We start from the raw sequence: 24722 nt of genomic DNA on the forward strand, positions 1-24722 counted from the left end.
GACGCCAATTAAACATAAGCTCTCATTGGCGTGGGCTGCGTATACTACGCTTTTAGCCCGAAGAGTCAAGCATTTATTTTTCAACAAACTGCATAACTCATTAAATCTTCTTACTGGCCAAGCGATGTTTGCATCGTTATTCCCGGTCAGTGGTGGCGCATTATAGGGACTTCTCAGCAGGTGACAAGTGTTTATTTCATAAAACCTTCTGAATGCATAATATTTCAACATTAAGCTTAAAAAACGTAAAATACGCGCCACTTTTAACCGAATAAAGACATTGCAGTTAGGTTTTGTAGGATAAAATAAGAGTGAAACAAGGGTAATTATGCCAGATAGGACCTAAAGCCATGCAACTCAATGCACAACAACAAGCTGCACAACGCAACCTTTCTTATCTATTAGCAGAAAAGATCGGTCAGCGTATTCTCTCTGGAGAATATAAGGCAGGCAGCATCCTGCCAGGGGAGCTCGAGCTTGGAGATATTTATGGTGTCAGCCGTACTGCCGTTCGCGAAGCAGTAAAAATGCTGGCCGCTAAAGGGATGGTATTACCTCGCCCAAGAATTGGTACTCGCGTTATGCCAAGCAGTAACTGGAACTTCTTAGATCAGGAGTTATTAACTTGGTGGCTAACCCGTGAGAACTTCGAGCATGTAAAGGAACACTTTTTAGTTTTACGCAATGCACTGGAACCACAGGCCTGCCTATTAGCGGCGCTCCATGCCTCAGAAGAGCAGAAAGCTGAACTCAATGCATTAATGGAAGAGATGCGCGAATTGAATAACCGCTTTGACCGCGAGCGCTGGATCAAAGTTGACGTTCAATTCCACCAGCTTATCTATAAGGCCAGTGCGAATCCTTTCCTAACATCATTCGCTAACCTATTCAGTTCCGTTTACCAAAGCTATTTCCGCGCAATTACCGGTGATGAAGTGATAAAGCTCAGTCTTCATCAGGCTATTGTTGATGCAATTTTGACAGGAAACAGTATGGATGCATTTATTTCCTGTCAGGCTCTGCTAGGACAAAAACACGACTAACCGGTATACCTATGACAAAAACTGCCCGTAGTATGGCTGGCTTACCTTGGATTGCCGCCATGGCTTTTTTCATGCAAGCCTTAGACGCAACCATTCTGAATACAGCTATTCCCTCTATTGCGCGTAGTTTGGATCGCTCCCCGCTGGTCATGCAATCTGCCATTATCAGCTATACGCTGACGGTTGCGATGTTAATCCCCGTCAGCGGGTGGGTTGCAGATAGATTTGGTACCCGCAAAGTTTTTATCTTCGCGGTTTCTCTGTTCTCACTTGGTTCTCTATCGTGTGCATTATCAGGCTCCCTAGCGATGCTGGTCTGCTCACGCGTGCTTCAAGGTATTGGCGGCGCAATGATGATGCCGGTTGCGCGATTAGCATTACTACGCGCCTACCCTCGCAGTGAGTTATTGCCAGTCTTAAACTTTGTCACGATGCCAGGGCTTATCGGGCCGGTAGTCGGGCCGATGCTCGGTGGCTGGCTAGTCACCGTAGCGACTTGGCATTGGATATTCCTAATCAATATTCCTATTGGTATCGCCGGTATTTTTTACGCCCGCCGCTATATGCCTGACTTCAAGACCCCAACTCGACGCTTTGATTATATTGGCTTCTTAATTTTTGGGCTAAGTCTGGTTTGTCTCTCTACCGGTATGGAGCTTTTTGGCGAAAACGTACTGCCGGTCATCTATGCGTGGCTGATTCTATTTGCTGGTGTTGCTCTACTATTTACCTATGTTCTACATGCTCGCCGCCATCCGCAGCCGCTGATTGATTTACCACTCTTTAAAACTCGGACATTCTCCATTGGCATCGTGGGTAACGTTGCTTCCCGACTGGGTACGGGATGTATCCCGTTCTTAATGCCATTAATGTTGCAGGTTGGTTTTGGGTATTCAGCCATTATTGCTGGCTGCATGATGGCGCCAACGGCGATAGGTTCGATAATTGCTAAATCAACCGTAAACGGTGTATTACGTCGATTTGGCTATCGTAAAACGTTGGTCTGCGTATCGATGATTATTGGGGTGATGATTGCTCAGTTTTCACTGCAAGATCCTGACATGCCATTATGGATGCTGGTTTTGCCGTTATTCTTACTAGGGATGGTGATGTCGACGCAGTTCACATCAATGAACACTATTTCATTGGGCGATTTAACAGATAAAAATGCCAGTGCGGGCAATAGTGTTCTCGCGGTAACCCAACAACTATCAATTAGCTTTGGGGTTGCACTCAGCGCCGCCGTATTGAGATTCTATGACTCTCTATCATTTGGTTCACTCGTCGATCACTTCCACTACACCTTTATTACCATGGGCGTAGTGACTATTCTCTCTGCGCTGATCTTCTTAATGCTGCGCCCTACCGATGGTGATTCCCTTATAAAGGGGCGTAAAGCGCAGCTGCGTAGAAAAAACCGTGACGCTAAATCTGCCCAACAGAATCCCTAACCATTAACTCGGGTGTTAAAACCAGAGTTTGCGGCTCAAGATCAAGATTCATAAGGCGATACAAAAGCGTATCAACTGCTAATTCACCTAGTTCATCTTTGGGCTGGTGAATGGTGGTTAACGGCGGAGAAAGGTATTGCGACATCTCAATATCGTCGTAACCGACCACGGCCACATCGCACCCCACTTTAAGCCCGGCTCGATACAATGCCTGATAGACCCCAACCGCCATGGCATCATTACCCGTGAATACGGCATGTGGCGGTTCTGGTAGAGCAAGCAGTTGATTCATTGCATCAACACCGCCAGAAAATTCAAAATCACTAAATATTACGTACTCATCAGGGATCGCAATGCCTGCCTGCTGCATTTCATAACGATAACCTTCCAAACGCTCCCAAGCCGGCGTTTTATCTTTTGGCCCCGCAATACAAGCAATCTTGGTATATCCACGCTCTAGTAGATGACGTGTCGCAATTTTCCCGCCAAGGAACGAGTTATCTTGGATAACATCATTAGGACCATCAAAAACGGCCCAATCCATCATTACGGTGGGCAGCGATGGATATCGGCTCAGCATTTCGCGCGCCGGACGATAGCTTTCAGTACACATCATCAATAGCCCATCAACTCGCTTTTGTAGCAGAGTTTCAAGACTCTGATTCATACGGGCCAAATCGCCTTCGGTATTACATAAAATCAAACTATAACCGCGCTCGTAACAGCTGCGCTCAACGCCGCGTACAACTTCAGCAAAAAATGGGTTATTGCTGGTTGTCACCAGCATGCCGATGGTTCGAGTTTGATTAAGCTTCAAACTGCGCGCCAATGCAGAAGGGGCGTAGTTAAGCTCTTGTACCGCAGACAACACTTTGTCGCGCACGCTGTCGCTGACAAAGCGGTTGTTATTGATGACATGAGAAACTGTTGAGGTTGATACGCCCGCTAAGCGGGCGACGTCTTTCATGGTGGTCACTCAGAGCTACTCCTAATACCGCGACTCTTAGTGTGACTGGAGAAAAGAATCGATCTCTTTGCGCCAAGGAACGGAAGGTTGAGCACCTTCACGCGTCACAGCGATAGCAGCCGCCGCATGAGCAAAACGCACCGCGGCGTTAATTTCAGTGCCTTCCAGCAAAGCAGTTACTAAAGCACCATTAAATGTATCGCCCGCGGCGATAGTATCAACGGCTTTTACTTTAAACCCTGGAATAGTTTTACCTTGTTGATTTTGGCTTAAAAATACGCCTCGACTGCCCAAGGTAATCAACACGGTCTTAATACCTTTTTGGTGTAGAACTTCGGCGGCCTGCTGAGCGCTCGCATCGTCTTTAATCGCGATACCCGTTAACTTTTCAGCTTCTGTCTCATTGGGCGTGATGACATCGATATTAGAAAGTAAGTCATCAGGCAGTTCGCGAGCAGGTGCCGGATTCAAAATAACCTGCGTATTATGCTTACGCGCTAATTGAGCCGCTGCCATAACCGTTTCCAGTGGCGACTCTAGCTGCATAAGCAATGCATCGGCATCTTCAATCAGCTTTTGATGCTTAGATAAGTAATCAGGCGTTACCGCGGCGTTAGCGCCCGCGCTGATCCCAATCACGTTCTCTCCTTCCTGATTAACAAAAATCAGCGCGACGCCGGTGGTTTCACCGTCAATAGCTTCAATCGCTTGAGTATTGATGCTATCGCTAGAGAGCTGCTGGCGAATACGTTCACCAATGTCATCCTGACCGACGCAGGCAATAAAGGAAATATCGGCACCGCTACGACCGGCAGCTACCGCTTGGTTCGCCCCTTTACCACCAAAAGCCACTTTATACTGCTGACCTAAAACGGTTTCTCCCGGGCGCGGGAAATGCTCGGTATTTAGGATATGATCAGCATTAATACTGCCCAATACCACCAATTTGCCTTTTTGCATCTTGCTCAATCCCTTAAATGTGCGCCACCGCAGGATTGCCTGCAGCGGCGCTATTGTATTACTCGGTAACCAGTTTCAGCTCAACAGGAATATTGGCTGGCACTTTTTCGCCTTTCAATACTTTATCCGCTGTTTCTACGCCAATTACGCCAATTTGCTCAGGCTGTTGGGCAACAGTTGCGCCTAGTTTGCCACGCTGAACCGCTTTGACGCCGTCTGCGGTGCCGTCAAAACCAACCACCAACACATCAGCTTTACCTGCCGTTTGTAGCGCACGCAGTGCGCCTAAGGCCATTTCATCGTTCTGTGCAAACACCGCTTGTACCTGTGGGTGTGCCGTTAGCAAATTCTGCATAACGTTCAGGCCCTTGGTACGGTCAAAGTCAGCAGGCTGACTGGCCAGCATGTTGAATTTGTGTTCTTCCTGAGCTTGTTTGAAGCCTTCGCCACGCTCACGTGCGGCAGACGTTCCTGCAATGCCTTCTAACTGAATAACTTTGGCATTATCACCTAGTTTCTTCGCGATAAACTCACCCGCAGCCTTACCGCCAGCGGTGTTATCAGAAGCGATATGGCTTACCACAACGCCTTTATTCGCAGCACGGTCCAGAGTAATAACCGGAATTTTGGCCTGATTAGCCATCAGAATCGCATTGCCTACCGCATCAGAGTCAGTTGGGTTAATCAGCATCAGCTTGGTGCCACGTACGGTTAAGTCCTGCACGTTAGCCAGTTCTTTCGCCGGGTTATTCTGAGAATCCAAAATCACCAGCTTATAACCTAACTTATCAGCTTCTTTTTGCGCGCCGTCTTTCATGGAAACAAAGAACGGGTTATTCAGCGTGGATACCACCAGCGCGATAGTGTCTTGCGCCATCGCATTTGCGCTCAGAGTTGCACTTAAAGCCGCAGCGGAGATCAGTGTTGCCAGTTTTTTCATATTCATTATCGTCGTTTCCTGTAGGGGAGATTATTTGTTGCTTTTGTTGTCTACCAGAACCGCCAGCAAGATAACCACTGCTTTAACGATCATTTGGTAGTAAGACGAAACACCCAGTAAATTCAGACCATTATTCAGGAAACCTAAGATCAATGCGCCGATCAATGTCCCCATAATGCGGCCTTTACCACCCGCTAAACTGGTTCCTCCCAGCACAACGGCGGCAATAGCATCCAACTCATAGCCTGTACCCGCCGTTGGCTGTGCAGAGGAAAGACGAGCAACCTCGATAACACCGGCCAGAGCAGAGAGCAAACCACACAGCGAATAAACAATAATTTTTACACGGTCAACGCTAATACCTGACAGGCGGGTTGCCGACTCATTGCCACCCAACGCATAGATATAGCGGCCAAGGCGCGTGTGATGCAGCATGTACCATGCCAGAGCGAACACGATCACCATCAACCAGATTGGGGTTGGGATCCCAAGCGGGCGGCCAATACCGAACCAACCAAACAGCTCAGCCGCATCCGAGAAGCCCGTATTTATCGGGCTACCGTTGGTATAGACCATGGTCACACCGCGCAGCAGCAACATCATGACTAACGTCGCGATAAAGGCCTGCACTTTACCTTTGGCGACAATAACGCCCGTGCATCCACCGATAGCGGCGCCAAGCGCTAGGGCAGCAAACACGGCAACAAAGGCATTAACTTCAAGCCCTACGATCGACGCTGCAACGGCACCGGTGATCGCCAGTAACGATCCAACCGATAAATCAATGCCTGATGTCAGGATCACCAGCGTCATCCCCACCGCCATAATGGCGTTGACCGATGTTTGCTGCAAAATGTTGAAGAGGTTATTGAGCGTAAAGAAATTCGGGCTCATTGAGGATACAACCGCAATCAGCACCAGCAGGGCGATCAGCGACTTTTGCTCCAGCAATAATGTTTTTAACTGATCTTTACTAAACCCACCTTGTTTCTGGGTTGTCTGGCTGTTCATCTGCGATTACTCCTGCTTCACGCCGTATTGCTTGCCAACGGCGGCTGCCATCAGCACTTCTTGGGTTGCCTGTTCAATTGAGAATTCTCCACTGAGATGGCCATCATGCATCACCAAAATGCGGTCACTCATACCAAGCACTTCTGGCATTTCAGAGGAGACCAAAATGATGCTTAGCCCTTCTTGTTTGAACTGGTTAATAAGTTGGTAAATCTCTTTCTTAGCCCCGACATCGACGCCACGCGTTGGCTCATCAAGAATCAGCACTTTCGGACGCGTCATCAGCCCGCGAGCAATCGCCACTTTTTGCTGATTACCGCCAGAGAGCAAACCAATTGGCTGATCCATCGACGGCGTTTTCACATTAAACAGGCGCATAAAATCGCTAACGGCTTCTTGCTCTTCAGCATGCTTTAGAGAACCATTAGCTCGGCTGAAATAGCGCAATGCGGTAAGAGACATGTTCTCTTTCACCGACATTCCCAGCACTAAACCATCTCGTTTACGGTCTTCAGAAATATAAACAATGCCGTTTGCCAAACCATCCTGCGGGGAGTGAGTTACCACCTCACGTCCATCAAGCGTGACAAAACCCTGTTTGCGCGGTAATGCACCGTACAGGATTTTCATTAATTCAGTACGCCCTGCGCCCATCAGGCCAGAAACACCGAGAATTTCACCGCGATATAGATCGAAACTGACATTTTCAACGCCAGGCCCATACAGGCTTTTTACCTGCAAACGTAATTCACCGCGTGGCTGATTCAAGCGCGGATACTGTTCTTCTAATTTGCGGCCAACCATCATCTCAATCAGTGAATCTTCTTGTAGCTCACTAACTGGACGCTCGGCAATGAACTGCCCGTCACGGAAAATCGTGACGTCATCGCAAATCTCAAAGATTTCTTTTAGACGATGGGAGATATAGACGATGCCACGACCTTCTGCCTTCAGTTCCCTAATGACTTTAAACAGGGACTCGGTTTCTGTGTCAGTCAGCGCATCGGTAGGCTCATCCATGATGATGACTTTAGATTCAAAGCTCAGCACCTTAGCAATTTCGACCATTTGCTGATCGCCAATGGATAAATCACCCACCAGCCGATGGCTGCTGTAGCTGATATTGAGGCGAGCCAGCAGCTTATCCGCTTCGGCATACATTTTTTTCCAATCAATACAGCCCAAACGATTCACAAACTCACGCCCCAAGAAAATATTCTCGGCAATGGTGAGTTGTGGAATGAGATTGAGCTCCTGATGGATAATGCCGATACCCGCTTCCTGAGAAGATTTAGGGCCGTTAAACGTGACTTCTTTTCCGAGGAAGTTTTGGGTGCCCGCATCTTTTTGATAGATACCGGTGAGAATCTTCATCATGGTGGACTTCCCCGCACCGTTTTCGCCCACTAGCGCCATGACACGCCCGGGATAAACATTTAGCGCAGCGCCTGATAGGGCTTTGACGCCGGGAAAGCTTTTATCAATGCCTTTTAAGGCTAATAACGGTTGCATAGCGGCCTCAGAAGGTTACGCCAGAATAAAGCAGTACATTCGCATACGGAGAACACTCTCCGCTGCGAATCACGGCCTTACTGGTGGAGCTCAGCACTTTAAATTGCTCATGGCTGACATACTCCACCGTGATGGTATTTCCCTGGTGTTGTTCGAGTTGTTTTAAATTAGCTAATAGCTGCTGATGGATTTCGGCGTTTTTGCCCGGCATCTCTTGCGCAATAACCGCTTTTCAACCTGCATTTCTTGTGTAATCACCCCCACAACCTGAAGAAAACTAGGAACACCGTGGGTTAACGCCAAATCGATACGTTGGGTTGAATCAGGGATAGGAAGCCCCGCATCTCCCACCACAATGGCGTCGGTATGACCTAAACGAGAGATGAGATAAGAAATCTCGGAATTGAGTAAGGTGCCTTTTTTCATTTTTTGCTCCACAAGCGAAACGTTTCGCTTGTAAGAATTCTAGGTACAAATGAATGACTGGCAACTAATAAAGTTGATATTTGTGATCGCTATCGAAACGTTTCGATAGCAGAAGCGTTTCAGCGGATTTTGATAATTTATATAAGAAAGGACGGGGAATAAATATGCTGAGATTCGTAGATATTTCGAACGCCTACAATCTTAGCATCTCTATGAAGCTTCTAAAGTAGGCGTCCGATAAGGGGGAACCAGAGCGTTCCCCCTTAACCCGCGCTCTTTATCCGAGATGGCATTTTCGCGCCGGGTCGGCATGCGCCATTCCTTGGCGCCTCCTCCCCTAGCGGCAACGTCCTGTTGCCGCTGCTCTGTCTACGATTTTATTCAAAGACATTTCACTAATCTGCCTAAATTTCCACCTGCGTTCCAAGCTCAATAACTCGGTTTGGCGGGATCTCAAATTGGTCAGCAGCCTGAAGCGCATTTCGGCTTAATGCCATAAACAGTTTGCCACGCGCTTTCAGATACCAAGGTCGTTTGCCTAAGATCAGCGACTCATGTGACATGAAGAACGATGTTTCCATCATCCGACATGGCAGACCTTCGAGCCCGCAACGATGGAAGATTTCCTCCACGTTTGGCGTTTCTTTAAAACCATAGCTAGCAACGACGCGCCAGAAAGTAGGGGAAAGCTGTTCAATGGTGACACGACGAACGTTGTGTACATAAGGCGCATCTTCCGTGCGAAGCGTCAGCAAGATCACTCGCTCATGTAGCACCTTGTTATGCTTCAAGTTATGTAGCAATGCGAAAGGAATAACGTTCATCGCACGCGACATATATACCGCCGTTCCCTGCACGCGTACCGGTGGTGATTTCTCTAACGATGCGATCATCGCTTCCAGAGAATTACCATGTTCATGCAAACGGCGTAGCAGACGGAAACGCTCACTTTTCCATGTTGTCATGATGATAAACATCACCAGTCCAAGGGCTAGTGGCAGCCAACCACCGGAGAAGAACTTCAGGGCATTGGCGGTAAATAGCGGTATATCCATGCATAGCAATCCAACAATCAGGATCATCACCACGAAGCGGTTCCAGTGCCAGTTTTTTACCGCCACGGTACAGCTGAGAATACTGGTTAATACCATGGTTCCGGTTACCGCAATACCGTAGGCTGCAGCCAGATTGCTGGAGTGTTCAAAGCTGGCAATCACAATCACCACAGAGATATACAACGCCCAGTTAATCGCAGGAATATATATCTGCCCAGCTTCCATATCCGACGTATGAATGATTCGCATAGGCGGCAGATAACCTAAACGAACAGCTTGGCGAGTTAATGAGAATACGCCAGAAATAACGGCCTGTGAGGCAATAACTGTCGCAAAAGTTGCCAAGACAAGAAGCGGAATCAGTGCCCAATCTGGTGCTAACAAGAAGAACGGGTTTTTGATCGCTTCTGGGTTTTTCAGCAGTAATGCGCCTTGCCCAAAATAATTCAGGATCAGTGATGGAATAACAAAGAAAAACCATGCCAAACGGATAGGCTTCTTACCGAAGTGGCCCATATCGGCATACAGCGCTTCAACGCCGGTAATCGACAGCACGACCGCCCCCAGCGCAAAGAACGCCATGGAACGATGTTCAACGAAGAACCCAATCGCCCATTTAGGGTTTAATGCTGTCAACACTGCAGGATTATCCATGATGCTGCGCGCACCAAGAATGGCTAGTGTCAGGAACCACAGCACCATCACCGGCGCAAACAGTTTGCCGATGCTTCCCGTTCCATGTTTTTGAATGAAAAACAGGATGGTAAGAACGAATATAGAGAGAGGGACGATGTAAGGATCAAGCGACGGCGCCGCTATCTCGAGGCCTTCTATCGCTGACATCACTGAAATTGCAGGCGTAATAACCACTTCCCCATAGAAGAAGCTGCCGCCTATTAACCCCAAGATCACTAAAATCGCAGTCACTTTAGGCGCAGTATTACGCCCGGCTAATGACATCAGGGTTAATATCCCACCTTCACCTGCGTTATCTGCTCGCATGACGAAAGTCAGGTATTTAAGGGATACAATGAGGATCTGCATCCAGAAAATCAGTGAGAGAAAACCAAATACAATTTCTGGTTCAACATTAAAACCGTAGTGACCAGAAAAACACTCGCGTAAGGTATATAAAGGACTTGTACCTATATCGCCATACACCACGCCGATAGCGGCTAGTGTAACTGTCGTTAATGAACGTTTATGCTCTGAACTCATAACTTGTTTCTTTTGCTGGAACATCTATAAGCGATGCGCGTACTGACAGACCGAGCGCTCATAAAAAACGCACAGTATGCATAAATCAGCACAATTTCCTACTATTTAGATTAAAGGAAATATGACTGAGCCTTTGAAAACCGGCGTATAACAAGCTTAGAAAGCTTTAAAAAAATCAACAAGCTAAGCTATGAAATAAAGCTGGTCAACGCTCCAAGAAGTCGATAAAACAAAACAATCCTTGTTATGAATGGGACTATTATGACGCAATCTAGCCAATTGGCCGAACGTATTTCGCGACTAAGCCATGCTTTGGAAAACGGACTTTACGAACGACAAGAAGCCATCCGGCTCTGTTTACTCGCCGCCCTATGCGGTGAAAGCGTATTTTTACTCGGCCCCCCGGGGATTGCAAAAAGCCTTATTGCTCGCCGTTTAAAATTTGCATTTCGCCATGCACGCGCCTTCGAATATCTCATGACCCGCTTCTCCACCCCTGAAGAGGTGTTTGGTCCATTGTCGATTCAGGCTCTGAAAGACGAGGGTCGTTACCTACGCTTAACCCATGGTTATTTACCCGAAGCTGAAATTGTTTTCTTGGATGAAATTTGGAAAGCAGGCCCAGCTATCCTAAACACGCTTCTAACCGCCATTAACGAGCGCCGTTTTAGAAATGGCGACAGTGAAGACGCGATTCCAATGCGCCTGTTAGTCACAGCTTCGAATGAATTACCTGAATCAGATAGTAGCCTAGAAGCGCTCTATGACCGTATGCTTATTCGTTTATGGCTAGATAAGGTACAAGAGAAACAGAACTTCCGTGCCTTAATCACCAGCAGCCAAGACGAAAACGCAAACCCAGTACCTGAAGCATTAAGCATTTCAGACGAAGAGTTTCATGCTTGGCAGCCACAAATCGGCAAAATCGCACTCTCGACCCACTGCTTTGAGCTCATTTATCAACTGCGCCAACGAATCAATATATTAGACGATGCACCATACATCTCTGATCGTCGTTGGAAAAAAGCGCTACGTCTTCTTCAAGCCTGCGCCTTCTTTAGTGGTCGCACCGAACTGGCACCGCTTGACCTAATTTTGCTGAAAGATTGCTTATGGCATGATTTCGCCTCTCGCCAAATGCTTAACCAGCAGATTCAACAAATGTTGACCGATCAGGCTTATCAACAACAAAGCCTGCTGCTACAGCTACAGCAAACGGAAGCAAGCTGGCTTCAGTCTCAACAAGAACAAAGCCAGCAACAGGCCATGACGCTACCGGTGAAAACGGGGTTATTTAACCGCAAACAGGCGCACTCTCTGCCGGATGATTTCCCCGTCGGCAAAGTCACCTTAATGCTGTTCAAGCCGTTAAAAATTCATGACATGTTGGTAACCCATATCGTCACCGACTCAGGGGATCTCTCTCGCTGGTTGCAAAAAGGTGGAGAGTTCCGCGCCAAACTTAACGGCATTGGTTTTGCTTTACCGATTGATATCACTCTTGATGATAAACACCAGCTACAAATACGGGATGTTAGCTATCAAACCACCATGCTTTCATTGCCAGGTAAAAAGAATGGAGATATTCCTGCCGATATTCAGGAGAAAATCCAACAGATCGAAAATACGTTGAGCGAGCAGCGACGCCTTTTTGCCTCTCACCAGCCTTGCCTATTTGTAAGCAGCGATTGGCTAGCCCAGATTGAAGCTAGTCTGGCGAGCATTGATGAAAAACTGCGTACGCTGAAAGCGACACTGAAAGGCGGGTAATATGCCAACTCTTGAAGCAGTTGAAGCCTTTTTGGTGGTCAATGAAAACGAACTGATGCAGGATTTTCTCATTGGTTTGATGGCCGCCCCACAGCTGGCAGTTTTCTTTGAGAAATTCCCGCGCTTACGTTCGATCCTTGAAGGTGAGCTCCCAAGTTGGCGTAATCGGCTAGAAAGGAGGATCAAAGAAACCTCCGTGCCGGAAGATCTCGCGCATGAGTTCACGCTTTATCAGCATCAGTTAGGTCTTCAGAGCGCAGATTTTTTTCAGCAGCTCTCCGAGACGCTAGCCATATTGCGTGACCATGAATCCCCTTTTATCTATGAGGCTGAAGCACTTTGCCCCGATGGCGCTACGCCGCGCAGCATTAGTTTTCAAACGCTGTTCTTGCAGCGTTGGCGATTAAGCCTGATAGCCAGAACCCTAACGCTTCATCATCAGGTTTTAGATGAGGAACGTGAGCTGTTGCAGGCCGAATTACAGCAGCGTATGCAAATCAGCGGGGCGCTGGAACCGGTGTTAGTCGATAACGAAAACGCGGCCGGCAAGCTATGGGACTTAAGTAAAGGGGAGTTACACCACGGCGATTATCAGCTCATGGTGCAATATGGCGATTTCTTAGCTCAGCAGCCTGAATTGAAAAAACTGGCTGAGCAGCTCGGCCGCAGCCGCGCATCAACCGCTGAAGATAACCAAAGCACCGAGCAAGAAGTGGCTCGAGTGATGGTACGTGAGCCCGCCATCATGCCTGAAGAAGTCAGCGGAATTCACCAAAGCGATGATATTTTGCGTCTCCTACCGACTGAGCTCTCGATGTTAGATATGGAAGAGCTGGAATTTGAGTTCTACCGTCGATTGCTGGAGAAACGCCTACTCAGCTACCGTTTACAAGGTGATGTTTGGCGTGAACAAGAATTTCAGCGTCCGATCACCTATCAAAAAACCCATCAGCAACCGCGTGGCCCTTTTATCGTCTGTGTGGACACATCGGGATCTATGGGAGGGTTTAACGAACAGTGTGCCAAAGCCTTCTGTTTGGCGCTGCTGCGAGTGGCGCTTGCCGACAATCGCCGCTGCTACATCATGCTATTTTCCAGCAGCGTGGTGCAGTATGAACTCACCGCAGATTCAGGCATCGATCAGGCTATCCGATTCTTATCACAGCGCTTTCGTGGCGGGACTGATTTAGCCCAATGTTTATCGTACACAGTGGCGATGATGAAACAATCGGCGTGGAAACAGGCTGATGCAGTGGTTATCTCTGATTTTATCGCTCAACGATTGCCAGAGGATATGGTGAAACAGGTTCGCCAACTGCAGCAAAACAATAGCCACTGTTTTCACGCAGTGGCTATGTCTGAGCACGGAAAACCCGGCATTATGAAGATCTTTGATCATATCTGGCGCTTTAACACCGGGATCAAAGGGCGCCTGTTACGGCGCTGGAAGCGTTAATGCTTAGAGAAGCGAGTCAATTTGATCGCGAACTTCTGGTGCCCAAACACCGCACTGTACCTGACCGATATGCTGCTGTTTTAGCATCAGCATCACCAAGCGAGACTGACCAATGCCGCCGCCGATAGTCTGTGGCATTTCACCGCGAACCAGCGACTGATGCCATTCAAGCTTCATACGCTCTTCATCATCGGTCAGTGCCAGCTGGCGCTTCAGAGTTTCCGCGTCAACACGGATGCCCATAGAAGAAAGCTCGAACGCATCTTCTAACACTGGGTTCCACACCACGATATCGCCGTTCAAACCAGCAAAACCTTCTTCGCCAATCGACGTCCAGTCATCATAGTCTGGAGCACGAACATCATGCGCTTTGCCGTGCGATAGCTTTCCACCGATACCAATCAAGAATACCGCCCCTAATTCTTTCGCAATGGCACGTTCACGGCCTTTTGCATCCAGATCGGGGAAACGGCGCAGCAGCGTTTCGCTGTGGATAAAATGGATCTCTTCTGGCAAAGAAGGTTCGATACCAAATTCAGCGGCAACTTCTGCCTCAGTTGCTTTCATTGCGGCGTAAATTTTACGTACGGTTTCTTTTAAAAACTCAGGTGTACGCTGGCCATCGCCCATAACGCGTTCCCAATCCCACTGGTCAACGAAAACCGAGTGAATTGGCGTCAGACGGTCTTCATCTGGGCGCAGCGCTTTCATGTGGGTGTATAAGCCTTCACCTGGGCCAAAATCATGCATACCCAAGGTTTTGCGTTTCCACTTAGCCAGAGAATGCACAACTTCAAAAGTATCTTGCGGTAACGTCTTCACTTTTACCTGTACCGCTTTTTCGCTGCCAGACAGGTTATCCTGAGTACCATCACCTAAGCGGCTCAGAATCGGTGCTTGAACTTCAATTAAACCAAGCTGCTTTTCCAGCTGGCGAGAGAAGGAAGATTTCACGAAGCTGATTTGTTGTTGTTTTTGTATAAATTGTTTTTTCATTGCCGTTCTCACATTAACCTGTCTTTGTTAAAACAGATTAAGCAACAGAATGGCATCAAGATTCAATATCCAACAATAAATATTGCCCTTTAGGTTTTATTCCATCATTTTTAACCCGTTTAAAATAACTAATCGCTAAAAAAGAGGTGATAAATTGGCAGAAATTTACCAGATCGATAATCTCGATCGCGGCATTCTTAACGCTTTAATGGAAAATGCGCGCACGCCATACGCTGAATTAGCCAAAGTCTTCAACGTGAGTCCAGGCACTATTCATGTTCGCGTAGAGAAAATGAAGCAGGCGGGAATTATTACCGGAGCCTGTATACAGGTGAGCCCAAAGAAGCTGGGTTACGATGTTTGCTGCTTTATAGGCATCATTTTGAAAAGTGCCAAAGACTATCCGTCGGCATTAGCGCGCTTAGAGAGTTTAGAAGAAGTCGTTGAAGCTTATTACACCACCGGGCACTACAGCATCTTTATTAAGGTCATGACACGATCAATTGATGCACTCCAGCATGTACTTATCAACAAGATCCAGACCATCGACGAGATCCAATCCACAGAAACGCTGATCTCCTTACAGAATCCCATCATGCGCGATATTACGCCCTAAGTTATTTTCTTTCATACCCACATTATCCACAGGTAGATCCCAGCCCTTTCCCGGCGTACAATAGCCGCCTTTATAAAGGTTGGGATCATTATGGCTGATATAACTCTCATCAGTGGCAGCACCTTAGGTAGCGCCGAATATGTTGCTGAGCACCTGGCTGAAAAGCTGGAAGAACAGGGCTATTCAGCAGAGATACTGCACGGTCCTGAACTCGATGAAGTTCCCTTGCAAGGTATTTGGCTGGTGGTAACGTCAACACATGGTGCCGGAGACCTTCCCGATAACCTCCAACCTTTATTCGAACAAATTGAAACTCAGCAACCCGATCTTACTCAGGTTCGCTTTGGTGCTATTGGTCTCGGTAGTAGTGAATACGACACCTTCTGTGGAGGGATCAAAACCGTCGATCGTATATTGATCGCTTTTGGTGCTCAACGGATCGGCGATACGCTGGAGATCGATATTACCAAACACGATATTCCTGAGGATCCCGCTGAGATTTGGCTCACGAAATGGGTCAAAGTTATCAATTAAGCGTACAAATTGTGCGATCGGTATGTGGATAAGTATGCTTAAAAGGGTCTGATAACCGGTAGTTATCCCAATAACAACCGGAGTACGTTTTTCAGCCTGTGTATAAAGTGCCATTTAGATCCCAGCTTATACGGAATGGGATCACCGATCATCCACAACCAATGATCCTCTATAGGATATTGATCTCAATGTCGAAATTAGGCTTATCCACAGAGGATCGCGATCCTAGTAGTAAGATCTAATAAAGAGATCCTTAAATAAAAAGATCTTTTTAATACTTAGTGATTCTCCTACCCGTTTGACCTTCCTCTAAACTTGAGTAGAATCCCCACCCCAAGGCAAAAACGATCGTTCATAGCCTTCCGGTCTTCGCGAGGTGCAGTACCATGTTCTATCCAGATATCTTTGACGTCATCATTATCGGTGGTGGCCATGCAGGCACAGAAGCTGCAATGGCGTCCGCTCGAATGGGGCGACAAACTTTATTATTAACGCATAACATTGATACGCTTGGACAAATGTCTTGTAACCCAGCGATCGGTGGTATCGGAAAGGGACATCTGGTTAAAGAAGTCGATGCGTTAGGCGGCTTAATGGCAACCGCAATTGACCACGGCGGCATTCAGTTTAGGATACTAAACAGCAGCAAAGGACCAGCCGTTAGAGCCACTCGTGCTCAGGCTGACCGTGTTCTGTATCGCCAAGCGGTACGCACTGCGTTGGAAAACCAGCCTAATCTGATGATCTTCCAGCAAGCGGTTGAAGATCTGATTGTCGAGAACGATCGTGTTGTAGGTGCTGTAACCCAAATGGGGTTGAAATTCCGTGCCAAAGCCGTTGTGTTGACCGTCGGAACCTTCCTCGATGGCAAGATTCACATTGGTCTGGAAAATTACAGCGGTGGCCGTGCAGGGGATCCTCCTGCTATCGCCCTTTCTCGTCGTCTACGCGAATTGCCACTGCGCGTTAACCGTTTAAAAACGGGAACACCGCCGCGTATTGATGCCAGAACTATCGATTTCAGCGTATTAGCACCACAGTATGGTGATAATCCATCTCCGGTATTCTCGTTTATGGGGAATGCTTCTCAGCACCCAGAGCAAATGCCGTGTTACATCACGCACACCAACGAACGAACTCATGACGTGATCCGTAATAATTTGGATCGTAGTCCGATGTATGCCGGGATCATTGAAGGGATCGGGCCACGATACTGCCCGTCGATCGAAGACAAAGTTATGCGCTTTGCCGATCGTAATGCTCATCAGATCTTCCTTGAACCTGAAGGACTAACCAGTAACGAAATATATCCAAACGGCATCTCAACCAGTTTGCCATTTGACGTTCAGATGCAAATCGTTCGTTCAATGGAGGGGATGGAAAATGCGCGGATTGTTCGCCCAGGCTATGCCATTGAGTACGATTTCTTCGATCCACGTGATTTGAAACCAACGCTGGAAAGCAAACATATCCAAGGTTTGTTCTTCGCTGGGCAAATCAACGGCACAACCGGCTATGAAGAGGCTGCCGCTCAAGGGCTATTGGCGGGTCTGAATGCGGGACGCTTTGCTAACGAAGATGAAGGTTGGTCACCACGTCGCGATCAGGCGTATCTGGGCGTGCTGGTGGACGACCTGTGTACTTTGGGTACCAAAGAACCGTATCGAATGTTTACCTCGCGCGCGGAGTATCGCTTGATGCTGCGTGAAGATAACGCGGATTTACGTTTAACCGCCATCGGCCGCGAACTTGGTTTAGTGGATGATGCTCGTTGGGCCCACTTCAATCAGAAACTTGAAAATATTGAGCGTGAACGCCAGCGCTTACGTGACATTTGGGTTCATCCAAATGCTGAACACGTTGCTCAACTAAATGAAATCCTAAAAGCGCCTCTTTCTCGTGAAGCTAACGGTGAAGATCTACTGCGTCGTCCTGAGATCGATTATGTCAAACTGACGAAACTTGCTCAGTTTGCGCCTGGATTGGAAGATGAAAAAGCGTCCGAACAGGTTGAGATCCAAGTGAAATACGAAGGCTACATTGCTCGTCAGCAGGAAGAAATTGAAAAACACCTGCGTAACGAAAATACGCTTTTGCCGGCTGACTTAGATTATTCGCTGGTTTCTGGGCTGTCTAATGAAGTCATTGCGAAGCTTAACGATCACAAACCAAGCTCAATTGGTCAGGCATCACGTATTTCAGGAATAACGCCTGCTGCCATCTCAATTTTGCTGATTTGGCTGAAAAAGCAGGGCTTACTGCGACGTAGTGCTTAAATCTGTCTAAAACCGCACCGAACAGTGCGGTTTTTTTATTGCTATGCTTCACTCTGTTCCGATTTAACTGCATCATACTGGGCTTGGCCTTTTAAGGCTGATGCCCATGTCTGACCGAGGATTCTTCAGTGCAAAAACAACTCGATACTCTGCTAGCTAAAGCTGGAATTTCGCTAACCGATCAGCAAAAACAACAGCTATTAGGGTATGTTGGTTTGTTGGATAAGTGGAATAAGGCTTATAACCTGACTTCTGTCCGCGATCCTAAAGAGATGTTAGTACGTCATATTCTCGACAGTATCGTGGTTAACCCTTTCCTGAAAGGCGACCGCTTTATTGATGTTGGGACTGGCCCGGGTCTTCCTGGTATCCCGTTGGCCATCGTTCGTCCTGAGTCTCATTTCACACTTCTCGACAGCTTGGGTAAGCGCGTGCGTTTTCTGCGTCAGGTACAGCATGAGCTGAAGCTGACCAACATCGAACCAGTACAAAGTCGAGTTGAAGAGTTCCCCGCTGAGCCACCGTTTGACGGCGTTATTAGCCGCGCATTTGCCTCACTTCAGGATATGATTTCTTGGTGTCATCATTTGCCAAAGGCAGAGACTGGCCGCTTTTATGCGTTGAAAGGGGTTCGCCCTGATGACGAACTGGCGCAGTTACCTTCTGGGATTGAGCTGGTGTCCGTGGAACGGCTACATGTACCGACTCTTGATGGTGAAAGGCATTTGGTTATTCTTAAGGCAAACTAATTTTGTCTTTTGTCAAAAAAAGTTAAAAAAGTTACGGTTGAGAACTAATCATTGAATAGCTAAATAATTAGCCTGATTTGTTTTTAGTTTTTACTTTTTTTTCACAAATTGCGCGATGAAAAGACGATGTTCTTACCGACCGCACTGTCTGTTTAGCAAACAAATTAATTAAATGCGCTATTTTTAGTTGGATTAAAGGTAGAAATAAACAATTAAAGATGTCTGGTTTGTCAATAATATGTTTATTTCTGGTTTGATAAATGAAACCTAAAGTTTTAAATTTTAACTTTATGATTTTAAATAAATTAAAGCGCTCATTTAGCTAAAACAGAGTAAAGACCACATGGTATATAAGACTTCTCTGTTTTTACTTTTGTGATCTGTGATCGCTCATATATTGTAACGGTGGAATTGTCGGACAAAGTAATGAGATATGATATTCTGACAATTCTTAGCGATTGTCGTAAAAGGTGAAAGTATTTAATTTATTATTCACTTTTTCGCTACTTATCCATTGAATTTGTTGGTGTGCACCGTATAATTTGCTCGTTTTTCTAGCTTGACTCGGCTTCGTAAAGGCAGTTTTATTACGTCACTCAATCAGCATACCCCCAGAGGGGTACGGAGAGAGCAAACGTCATGTCTGTAACGCTTTATAGCGGCAAGGCAGCGCGAAAATTACTGGCTCTGCAGTTACTGACTTTTGTTCTGTTCGGCATCGGCTTTTCGGTTAAAGAGATAAGCTGGGGTTTTTCAGCCGTTCTCGGTGGCTTGTCAGCGTGGTTGCCTAGCGTCGTTTTCATGCTGTTTGCTTTGCGTCATCAAGCTCATACTCCAGCAGGAGGCCGAGTTGCATGGTCTTTTGCTATAGGTGAGGCGTTAAAGGTCGTCAGCACGATTGTTCTTATGATCGTGTCACTGGGGTGGTTTAAGGCGGCGTTATTCCCGCTTGGCCTGACTTATATCGCTGTGTTGGTTGTTCAGATCGTGGCACCAGCAATAATAGGTCGCAATAGCTGATCTGTTGTAAAACGGCCTTAAATTAAAACAGTTACCGTACTTAACTACTTAAAGGGTAAGAGGCATCATGTCTGCAGGAGAAATCTCTACGCCACAAGAGTATATCGGTCACCATCTGACACAGCTTCAGATCGGGACGGGATTCTGGTCGATCAACATTGACTCAATGTTTTTCTCCGTTGTCCTCGGCCTACTCTTCTTGGTTATCTTCCGCAAAGTGGCTAAAAACGCGACTAGCGGTGTTCCGGGTAAATTACAGTGTGCGGTTGAACTGGTTGTCGGCTTCGTCGATAGCAGCGTGCGCGACATGTATCACGGTAAAAGCAAGGTTATTGCCCCTCTGGCTCTGACCGTGTTTGTTTGGGTTTTCCTGATGAACCTGATGGACTTGCTACCAATCGATTTCTTGCCTTACATCGGCGAGCATATCCTTGGTTTACCAGCGCTACGTGTAGTTCCAACGGCTGACGTAAACATTACGTTGTCGATGGCGCTGGGCGTATTTATCCTGATTCTGTTCTACAGCATTAAGATGAAAGGTGTTGGTGGGTTCGTTAAAGAACTGACCATGCAGCCATTCAATCATCCTGTATTTATTCCAATCAACCTTATTCTGGAAGGCGTCAGCCTGTTGTCTAAGCCAGTTTCACTGGGTTTGCGACTGTTCGGTAACATGTATGCCGGCGAGCTGATTTTCATCCTGATTGCCGGTCTGTTGCCGTGGTGGTCACAGTGGGTGCTCAATGTTCCATGGGCTATTTTCCACATCCTGATTATTACGCTGCAAGCCTTTATCTTCATGGTTCTGACGATCGTCTATCTCTCGATGGCGTCTGAAGAGCACTGATATTTTTAATAACACTACTGCGTTTAAACTGAAAGAAACTGGAGACTGTCATGGAAAACCTGAGTATGGATCTGCTGTACATGGCTGCCGCTGTGATGATGGGTTTAGCGGCAATCGGTGCTGCGATCGGTATCGGCATCCTGGGTGGTAAATTCCTGGAAGGCGCTGCACGCCAACCTGACCTGATTCCTCTGCTGCGTACACAGTTCTTTATCGTTATGGGTCTGGTGGATGCTATCCCAATGATCGCTGTTGGTCTGGGTCTGTACGTCATGTTTGCTGTCGCGTAAAAGAGCCTTGGCTCTTCTACCGTAAAGAAACACATACCAATTAACTATTTAAGAGGCATTGTGCTGTGAATCTTAACGCAACAATCCTCGGCCAGGCCATCGCGTTCATTTTGTTCGTGTGGTTCTGCATGAAGTTTGTATGGCCTCCAATTATGGATGCCATCGAGAAGCGTCAAAAAGAAATTGCTGATGGCCTCTCAAGTGCAGAACGTGCGAAGAAAGATTTGGACTTAGCTCAAGCCAATGCGACCGACCAGCTGAAAAAAGCTAAAGCCGACGCTCAGGTGATTATTGAACAAGCGAACAAACGCAAAGCTCAAATCATCGACGAAGCTAAAGTTGAAGCTGAGCAGGAACGTAACAAAATCGTGGCGCAGGCGCAGGCTGAAATCGACGCAGAACGTAAACGCGCTCGTGAAGAGCTGCGTAAGCAAGTTGCTACGTTGGCTATTGCTGGTGCCGAGAAAATTATCGAACGTTCCGTGGATGAAGCTGCTAACAGCGACATCGTTGATAAACTGGTCGCTGAACTGTAAGGAGGGAGGGGCTGATGTCTGAATTTATCACGGTAGCTCGCCCCTACGCCAAAGCAGCTTTTGACTTTGCCGTTGAGCACCAGAACGTAGACCGTTGGCAGCAAATGCTAGCGTTCTGCGCTGAGGTGACCCGCAACGAGAACGTGGCTGAAATGCTTTCTGGTGCATTAGCACCGGAAACATTATCAAACCTGTTCATTGAATTGTGTGGTGATCAGCTCGATGAATCCGGCCAGAACTTTATTAAAGTGATGGCTGAGAACGGACGTTTATTAGTTCTTCCTGAGGTGTTGCAGCAATTTAATACGCTGCGCGATGCGCTGGAGGCCACGGTTGACGTGGAAGTTACTTCAGCAGCAACTTTAAGCGATGAGCAGCTGAATAAAATCAGTGCCGCGATGGAAAAACGTCTGTCACGTAAAGTGAAGCTGAATTGCAAAATTGATAAGTCTGTCATGGCTGGCGTGGTTATTCGCGCTGGCGACCTAGTGATCGACGGCAGTATTCGCAGTCGTCTGGAACGCTTGGCAGACGTCTTGCAGTCTTAAGGGGACTGGAGCATGCAACTGAATTCCACCGAAATCAGCGAACTGATCAAGCAGCGCATTGCTCAGTTCAATGTGGTGAGCGAAGCTCACAACGAAGGTACTATTGTGTCCGTGAGCGACGGTATTATCCGTGTTCATGGTCTGGCGGATGTTATGCAGGGCGAGATGATCGCGCTGCCAGGCAACCGCTACGCTATCGCACTGAACCTAGAGCGCGACTCTGTTGGTGCGGTAGTTATGGGTCCATACGCTGACTTAGCCGAAGGCATGAAAGTTAAGTGTACAGGCCGTATTCTGGAAGTACCGGTTGGTCGTGGCCTGTTGGGCCGCGTGGTTAACACCTTGGGTGAACCTATCGATGGTAAAGGTCCTGTAGACAACGACGGCTTCTCTGCCGTTGAAGCTATCGCACCGGGCGTTATCGAACGTCAATCCGTTGATCAGCCTGTACAGACTGGTTATAAGTCCGTTGATGCCATGATCCCAATCGGTCGTGGTCAGCGTGAACTGGTGATCGGTGACCGTCAGACCGGTAAAACCGCTCTGGCTGTTGACGCCATCATTAACCAGCGTGATTCCGGCATCAAATGTATTTATGTCGCTATCGGTCAGAAAGCTTCGACTATCGCAAACGTGGTTCGCAAACTGGAAGAGCACGGCGCATTGGCTAACACCATTGTTGTTGTTGCATCTGCTTCTGAGTCTGCTGCGCTGCAATATCTGGCTCCGTATGCCGGTTGTGCGATGGGCGAATACTTCCGTGACCGTGGTGAAGACTCGCTCATCATTTATGATGACCTGTCTAAACAAGCGGTTGCTTACCGTCAGATTTCCCTGCTGCTTCGTCGTCCACCAGGTCGTGAAGCATTCCCAGGCGACGTCTTCTACCTCCACTCCCGTTTGCTGGAACGTGCTGCGCGTGTTAACGCCGAGTACGTAGAAGCTTTCACTAAGGGTGAAGTAAAAGGCGCTACCGGTTCACTGACGGCTCTGCCGATCATTGAAACTCAGGCGGGTGACGTTTCTGCGTTCGTTCCGACCAACGTAATTTCGATTACCGATGGTCAGATCTTCTTGGAATCTAACCTGTTTAACGCCGGTATTCGTCCTGCGGTAAACCCGGGTATCTCTGTATCCCGTGTTGGTGGTGCTGCTCAGACCAAGATCATGAAAAAACTGTCCGGTGGTATTCGTACCGCGTTGGCACAGTATCGTGAACTGGCTGCGTTCTCTCAGTTCGCATCCGATCTGGATGATGCAACCCGTAAACAGCTGAACCACGGTCAGAAAGTGACCGAGTTACTGAAACAGAAACAGTATGCACCGATGTCGGTTGCAGAACAGTCTCTGGTTCTGTTTGCAGCTGAACGTGGCTATCTGGAAGACGTTGAACTGGCTAAGATCGGTAGCTTTGAAGCTGCTCTGATGGCTTACGTTGAACGTGAGCACGCTGACCTGATGCAACAAATCAACCAAACTGGTGCTTACAATGACGAGATCGAGGGCAAGCTGAAAGGCATCCTCGATACCTTCAAGGCAACCCAGTCCTGGTAATACCGTTACGGCCTGATGGCTTTCGTTAAAGAATGCTGTCGGGCCGTAAGGTCTTGAGGAGAAGCAGAGATGGCCGGCGCAAAAGAGATACGTAGTAAGATCGCAAGCGTCCAAAACACGCAAAAGATCACTAAAGCGATGGAAATGGTCGCCGCCTCCAAAATGCGTAAAACGCAGGATCGCATGGCGGCCAGCCGTCCTTATGCAGAAACCATGCGCAAAGTGATTGGTCACCTTGCCCTTGGTAATCTGGAATATAAACACCCGTACCTGGAAGAGCGCGATGTTAAGCGCGTTGGGTATCTGGTGGTTTCTACCGACCGTGGTCTGTGTGGTGGCTTGAACATTAACCTGTTCAAAAAACTGCTGACGGATATGAAAAGCTGGAACGAAAAAAGCGTTGAAGTTGATCTTGCGCTGATTGGTTCCAAAGCAGCATCTTTCTTTGGTTCTGTGGGCGGTAATATCGTTGCACAGGTAACCGGTATGGGTGACCACCCTTCCCTTTCTGAATTGATTGGGCCGGTAAAAGTGATGTTGCAGGCTTATGATGAAGGGCGTCTGGACAAACTGTATGTGGTGAGCAACAAGTTCATCAATACCATGTCTCAAGAACCTCAAATCCTTCAGCTGTTGCCGCTGCCACCGTCTGATGATAGCGAGTTGAAGAAGAAATCATGGGATTACCTGTACGAACCCGATCCTAAGGCGCTGCTGGATACCTTGCTGCGTCGTTATGTGGAATCTCAGGTTTATCAGGGCGTCGTGGAAAACCTGGCCAGTGAGCAGGCCGCTCGAATGGTTGCGATGAAAGCCGCAACTGATAACGGCGGTAGCCTGATCAAAGAGCTGCAGTTGGTATACAACAAAGCTCGTCAGGCCAGCATTACCCAAGAGCTCACCGAGATCGTCGGTGGGGCCTCCGCGGTTTAAGCTAGGTTTTACGA

22 protein-coding genes and 1 pseudogene are annotated in these 24722 nt (G+C 47.7%); 15 read left to right on the top strand and 8 right to left on the bottom strand.

Annotated features, from left to right (window positions below; genetic code table 11):
• Positions 1-350: 350 nt before the first annotated feature.
• Together BN1044_RS07160 and mdtD are read left to right on the top strand one after the other, a co-directional pair.
• The gene (locus BN1044_RS07160; RefSeq protein ID WP_072308121.1) at positions 351-1043 is read left to right on the top strand and encodes a FadR/GntR family transcriptional regulator; all 693 of its coding nucleotides are present in this window, start codon (positions 351-353) and stop codon (positions 1041-1043) included.
• Between the two features lie 11 nt (positions 1044-1054).
• Positions 1055-2494 carry a multidrug transporter subunit MdtD gene (gene mdtD, locus BN1044_RS07165; protein ID WP_072308122.1) on the top strand — a complete coding sequence of 480 codons (1440 nt, stop codon included), beginning with the start codon at positions 1055-1057 and terminating at the stop codon, positions 2492-2494.
• Here mdtD and rbsR read toward each other — a convergent pair.
• The 7 genes and pseudogenes from rbsR to kup all read right to left on the bottom strand — a co-directional run bounded on the left by rbsR (position 2469) and on the right by kup (position 10583).
• Positions 2469-3470, bottom strand: coding sequence for a ribose operon transcriptional repressor RbsR (rbsR, locus tag BN1044_RS07170; RefSeq protein WP_072308123.1), 1002 nt, complete (start codon positions 3468-3470; stop codon positions 2469-2471). The two genes, mdtD and rbsR, sit on opposite strands and share 26 nt — an antisense overlap.
• 27 nt (positions 3471-3497) lie before the next feature.
• Complete coding sequence (gene rbsK / locus BN1044_RS07175; protein WP_072308124.1) at positions 3498-4421, bottom strand: ribokinase; 924 nt, start codon at positions 4419-4421, stop codon at positions 3498-3500.
• 58 nt (positions 4422-4479) lie between these two features.
• On the bottom strand, positions 4480-5367 hold the full coding sequence (gene rbsB / locus BN1044_RS07180) for a ribose ABC transporter substrate-binding protein RbsB (RefSeq protein WP_072308125.1): 888 nt from the start codon (positions 5365-5367) through the stop codon (positions 4480-4482).
• A gap of 24 nt (positions 5368-5391) precedes the next feature.
• Positions 5392-6372 carry a ribose ABC transporter permease gene (gene rbsC, locus BN1044_RS07185; RefSeq protein WP_072308126.1) on the bottom strand — a complete coding sequence of 327 codons (981 nt, stop codon included), beginning with the start codon at positions 6370-6372 and terminating at the stop codon, positions 5392-5394.
• 6 nt (positions 6373-6378) lie between these two features.
• Entirely contained in the window at positions 6379-7884 is a 1506-nt protein-coding gene (gene rbsA, locus BN1044_RS07190; protein WP_072308127.1) for a ribose ABC transporter ATP-binding protein RbsA, read from the bottom strand.
• A gap of 73 nt (positions 7885-7957) precedes the next feature.
• A pseudogene (gene rbsD / locus BN1044_RS07195) lies at positions 7958-8310 on the bottom strand (D-ribose pyranase); the annotation flags it as partial.
• Positions 8311-8714: 404 nt separating this feature from the next.
• Entirely contained in the window at positions 8715-10583 is a 1869-nt protein-coding gene (gene kup / locus BN1044_RS07200; RefSeq protein ID WP_072308128.1) for a low affinity potassium transporter Kup, read from the bottom strand.
• 261 nt (positions 10584-10844) lie between these two features.
• Between kup and ravA the strand changes: the two genes are divergently transcribed.
• Together ravA and viaA are read left to right on the top strand one after the other, a co-directional pair.
• Positions 10845-12353: an ATPase RavA gene (gene ravA, locus BN1044_RS07205; RefSeq protein WP_072308129.1), complete on the top strand. Its 1509-nt coding sequence runs from the start codon at positions 10845-10847 to the stop codon at positions 12351-12353.
• Between the two features lies 1 nt (position 12354).
• Positions 12355-13809 carry an ATPase RavA stimulator ViaA gene (viaA, locus tag BN1044_RS07210; protein WP_072308130.1) on the top strand — a complete coding sequence of 485 codons (1455 nt, stop codon included), beginning with the start codon at positions 12355-12357 and terminating at the stop codon, positions 13807-13809.
• A gap of 3 nt (positions 13810-13812) precedes the next feature.
• Here viaA and asnA read toward each other — a convergent pair whose 3' ends face one another.
• Complete coding sequence (gene asnA / locus BN1044_RS07215; RefSeq protein WP_025797412.1) at positions 13813-14805, bottom strand: aspartate--ammonia ligase; 993 nt, start codon at positions 14803-14805, stop codon at positions 13813-13815.
• A gap of 154 nt (positions 14806-14959) precedes the next feature.
• Between asnA and asnC the strand changes: the two genes are divergently transcribed.
• From asnC to atpG, 11 genes are all read left to right on the top strand, one after another.
• Positions 14960-15421, top strand: coding sequence for a transcriptional regulator AsnC (asnC, locus tag BN1044_RS07220; protein ID WP_004093884.1), 462 nt, complete (start codon positions 14960-14962; stop codon positions 15419-15421).
• Positions 15422-15511: 90 nt separating this feature from the next.
• Positions 15512-15955, top strand: coding sequence for an FMN-binding protein MioC (gene mioC, locus BN1044_RS07225; RefSeq protein ID WP_072308131.1), 444 nt, complete (start codon positions 15512-15514; stop codon positions 15953-15955).
• A 386-nt stretch (positions 15956-16341) separates the two neighbouring features.
• Complete coding sequence (gene mnmG, locus BN1044_RS07230; RefSeq protein ID WP_072308132.1) at positions 16342-18231, top strand: tRNA uridine-5-carboxymethylaminomethyl(34) synthesis enzyme MnmG; 1890 nt, start codon at positions 16342-16344, stop codon at positions 18229-18231.
• A 128-nt stretch (positions 18232-18359) separates the two neighbouring features.
• Positions 18360-18980, top strand: coding sequence for a 16S rRNA (guanine(527)-N(7))-methyltransferase RsmG (gene rsmG, locus BN1044_RS07235; RefSeq protein WP_061553086.1), 621 nt, complete (start codon positions 18360-18362; stop codon positions 18978-18980).
• A 639-nt stretch (positions 18981-19619) separates the two neighbouring features.
• Positions 19620-20000, top strand: a complete 381-nt coding sequence (atpI, locus tag BN1044_RS07240) for a F0F1 ATP synthase subunit I (protein ID WP_072308133.1) — start codon at positions 19620-19622, stop codon at positions 19998-20000.
• A 67-nt stretch (positions 20001-20067) separates the two neighbouring features.
• Positions 20068-20847, top strand: coding sequence for a F0F1 ATP synthase subunit A (gene atpB, locus BN1044_RS07245; RefSeq protein ID WP_046459649.1), 780 nt, complete (start codon positions 20068-20070; stop codon positions 20845-20847).
• Between the two features lie 50 nt (positions 20848-20897).
• Positions 20898-21137 (top strand): F0F1 ATP synthase subunit C, encoded by a 240-nt coding sequence (atpE, locus tag BN1044_RS07250; protein WP_004093904.1) that lies wholly within the window; start codon positions 20898-20900, stop codon positions 21135-21137.
• Positions 21138-21202: 65 nt separating this feature from the next.
• Positions 21203-21673, top strand: coding sequence for a F0F1 ATP synthase subunit B (gene atpF / locus BN1044_RS07255; RefSeq protein ID WP_072308134.1), 471 nt, complete (start codon positions 21203-21205; stop codon positions 21671-21673).
• A gap of 14 nt (positions 21674-21687) precedes the next feature.
• Positions 21688-22221, top strand: a complete 534-nt coding sequence (gene atpH / locus BN1044_RS07260) for a F0F1 ATP synthase subunit delta (protein WP_025797389.1) — start codon at positions 21688-21690, stop codon at positions 22219-22221.
• Positions 22222-22233: 12 nt separating this feature from the next.
• Positions 22234-23775, top strand: coding sequence for a F0F1 ATP synthase subunit alpha (gene atpA, locus BN1044_RS07265; protein ID WP_072308135.1), 1542 nt, complete (start codon positions 22234-22236; stop codon positions 23773-23775).
• A 69-nt stretch (positions 23776-23844) separates the two neighbouring features.
• Positions 23845-24708 carry a F0F1 ATP synthase subunit gamma gene (atpG, locus tag BN1044_RS07270; protein ID WP_025797385.1) on the top strand — a complete coding sequence of 288 codons (864 nt, stop codon included), beginning with the start codon at positions 23845-23847 and terminating at the stop codon, positions 24706-24708.
• Positions 24709-24722 lie beyond the last annotated feature (14 nt).

This window comes from Hafnia alvei (assembly GCF_900095695.1).
GTDB lineage: Bacteria > Pseudomonadota > Gammaproteobacteria > Enterobacterales > Enterobacteriaceae > Hafnia > Hafnia alvei_B.

What these genes read in the sequence shown, in the direction of transcription:
- BN1044_RS07160 (WP_072308121.1), top strand. Translation starts at nt 351, where the DNA reads ATGCAACTCAATGCACAACAACAAGCTGCACAACGCAACCTTTCTTAT.
- mdtD (WP_072308122.1), top strand. Translation starts at nt 1,055, where the DNA reads ATGACAAAAACTGCCCGTAGTATGGCTGGCTTACCTTGGATTGCCGCC.
- rbsK (WP_072308124.1), bottom strand. Translation starts at nt 4,421, where the DNA reads ATGCAAAAAGGCAAATTGGTGGTATTGGGCAGTATTAATGCTGATCAT.
- rbsB (WP_072308125.1), bottom strand. Translation starts at nt 5,367, where the DNA reads ATGAATATGAAAAAACTGGCAACACTGATCTCCGCTGCGGCTTTAAGT.
- rbsC (WP_072308126.1), bottom strand. Translation starts at nt 6,372, where the DNA reads ATGAACAGCCAGACAACCCAGAAACAAGGTGGGTTTAGTAAAGATCAG.
- rbsA (WP_072308127.1), bottom strand. Translation starts at nt 7,884, where the DNA reads ATGCAACCGTTATTAGCCTTAAAAGGCATTGATAAAAGCTTTCCCGGC.
- kup (WP_072308128.1), bottom strand. Translation starts at nt 10,583, where the DNA reads ATGAGTTCAGAGCATAAACGTTCATTAACGACAGTTACACTAGCCGCT.
- ravA (WP_072308129.1), top strand. Translation starts at nt 10,845, where the DNA reads ATGACGCAATCTAGCCAATTGGCCGAACGTATTTCGCGACTAAGCCAT.
- viaA (WP_072308130.1), top strand. Translation starts at nt 12,355, where the DNA reads ATGCCAACTCTTGAAGCAGTTGAAGCCTTTTTGGTGGTCAATGAAAAC.
- asnA (WP_025797412.1), bottom strand. Translation starts at nt 14,805, where the DNA reads ATGAAAAAACAATTTATACAAAAACAACAACAAATCAGCTTCGTGAAA.
- mioC (WP_072308131.1), top strand. Translation starts at nt 15,512, where the DNA reads ATGGCTGATATAACTCTCATCAGTGGCAGCACCTTAGGTAGCGCCGAA.
- mnmG (WP_072308132.1), top strand. Translation starts at nt 16,342, where the DNA reads ATGTTCTATCCAGATATCTTTGACGTCATCATTATCGGTGGTGGCCAT.
- atpI (WP_072308133.1), top strand. Translation starts at nt 19,620, where the DNA reads ATGTCTGTAACGCTTTATAGCGGCAAGGCAGCGCGAAAATTACTGGCT.
- atpB (WP_046459649.1), top strand. Translation starts at nt 20,068, where the DNA reads ATGTCTGCAGGAGAAATCTCTACGCCACAAGAGTATATCGGTCACCAT.
- atpE (WP_004093904.1), top strand. Translation starts at nt 20,898, where the DNA reads ATGGAAAACCTGAGTATGGATCTGCTGTACATGGCTGCCGCTGTGATG.
- atpH (WP_025797389.1), top strand. Translation starts at nt 21,688, where the DNA reads ATGTCTGAATTTATCACGGTAGCTCGCCCCTACGCCAAAGCAGCTTTT.
- atpA (WP_072308135.1), top strand. Translation starts at nt 22,234, where the DNA reads ATGCAACTGAATTCCACCGAAATCAGCGAACTGATCAAGCAGCGCATT.
- atpG (WP_025797385.1), top strand. Translation starts at nt 23,845, where the DNA reads ATGGCCGGCGCAAAAGAGATACGTAGTAAGATCGCAAGCGTCCAAAAC.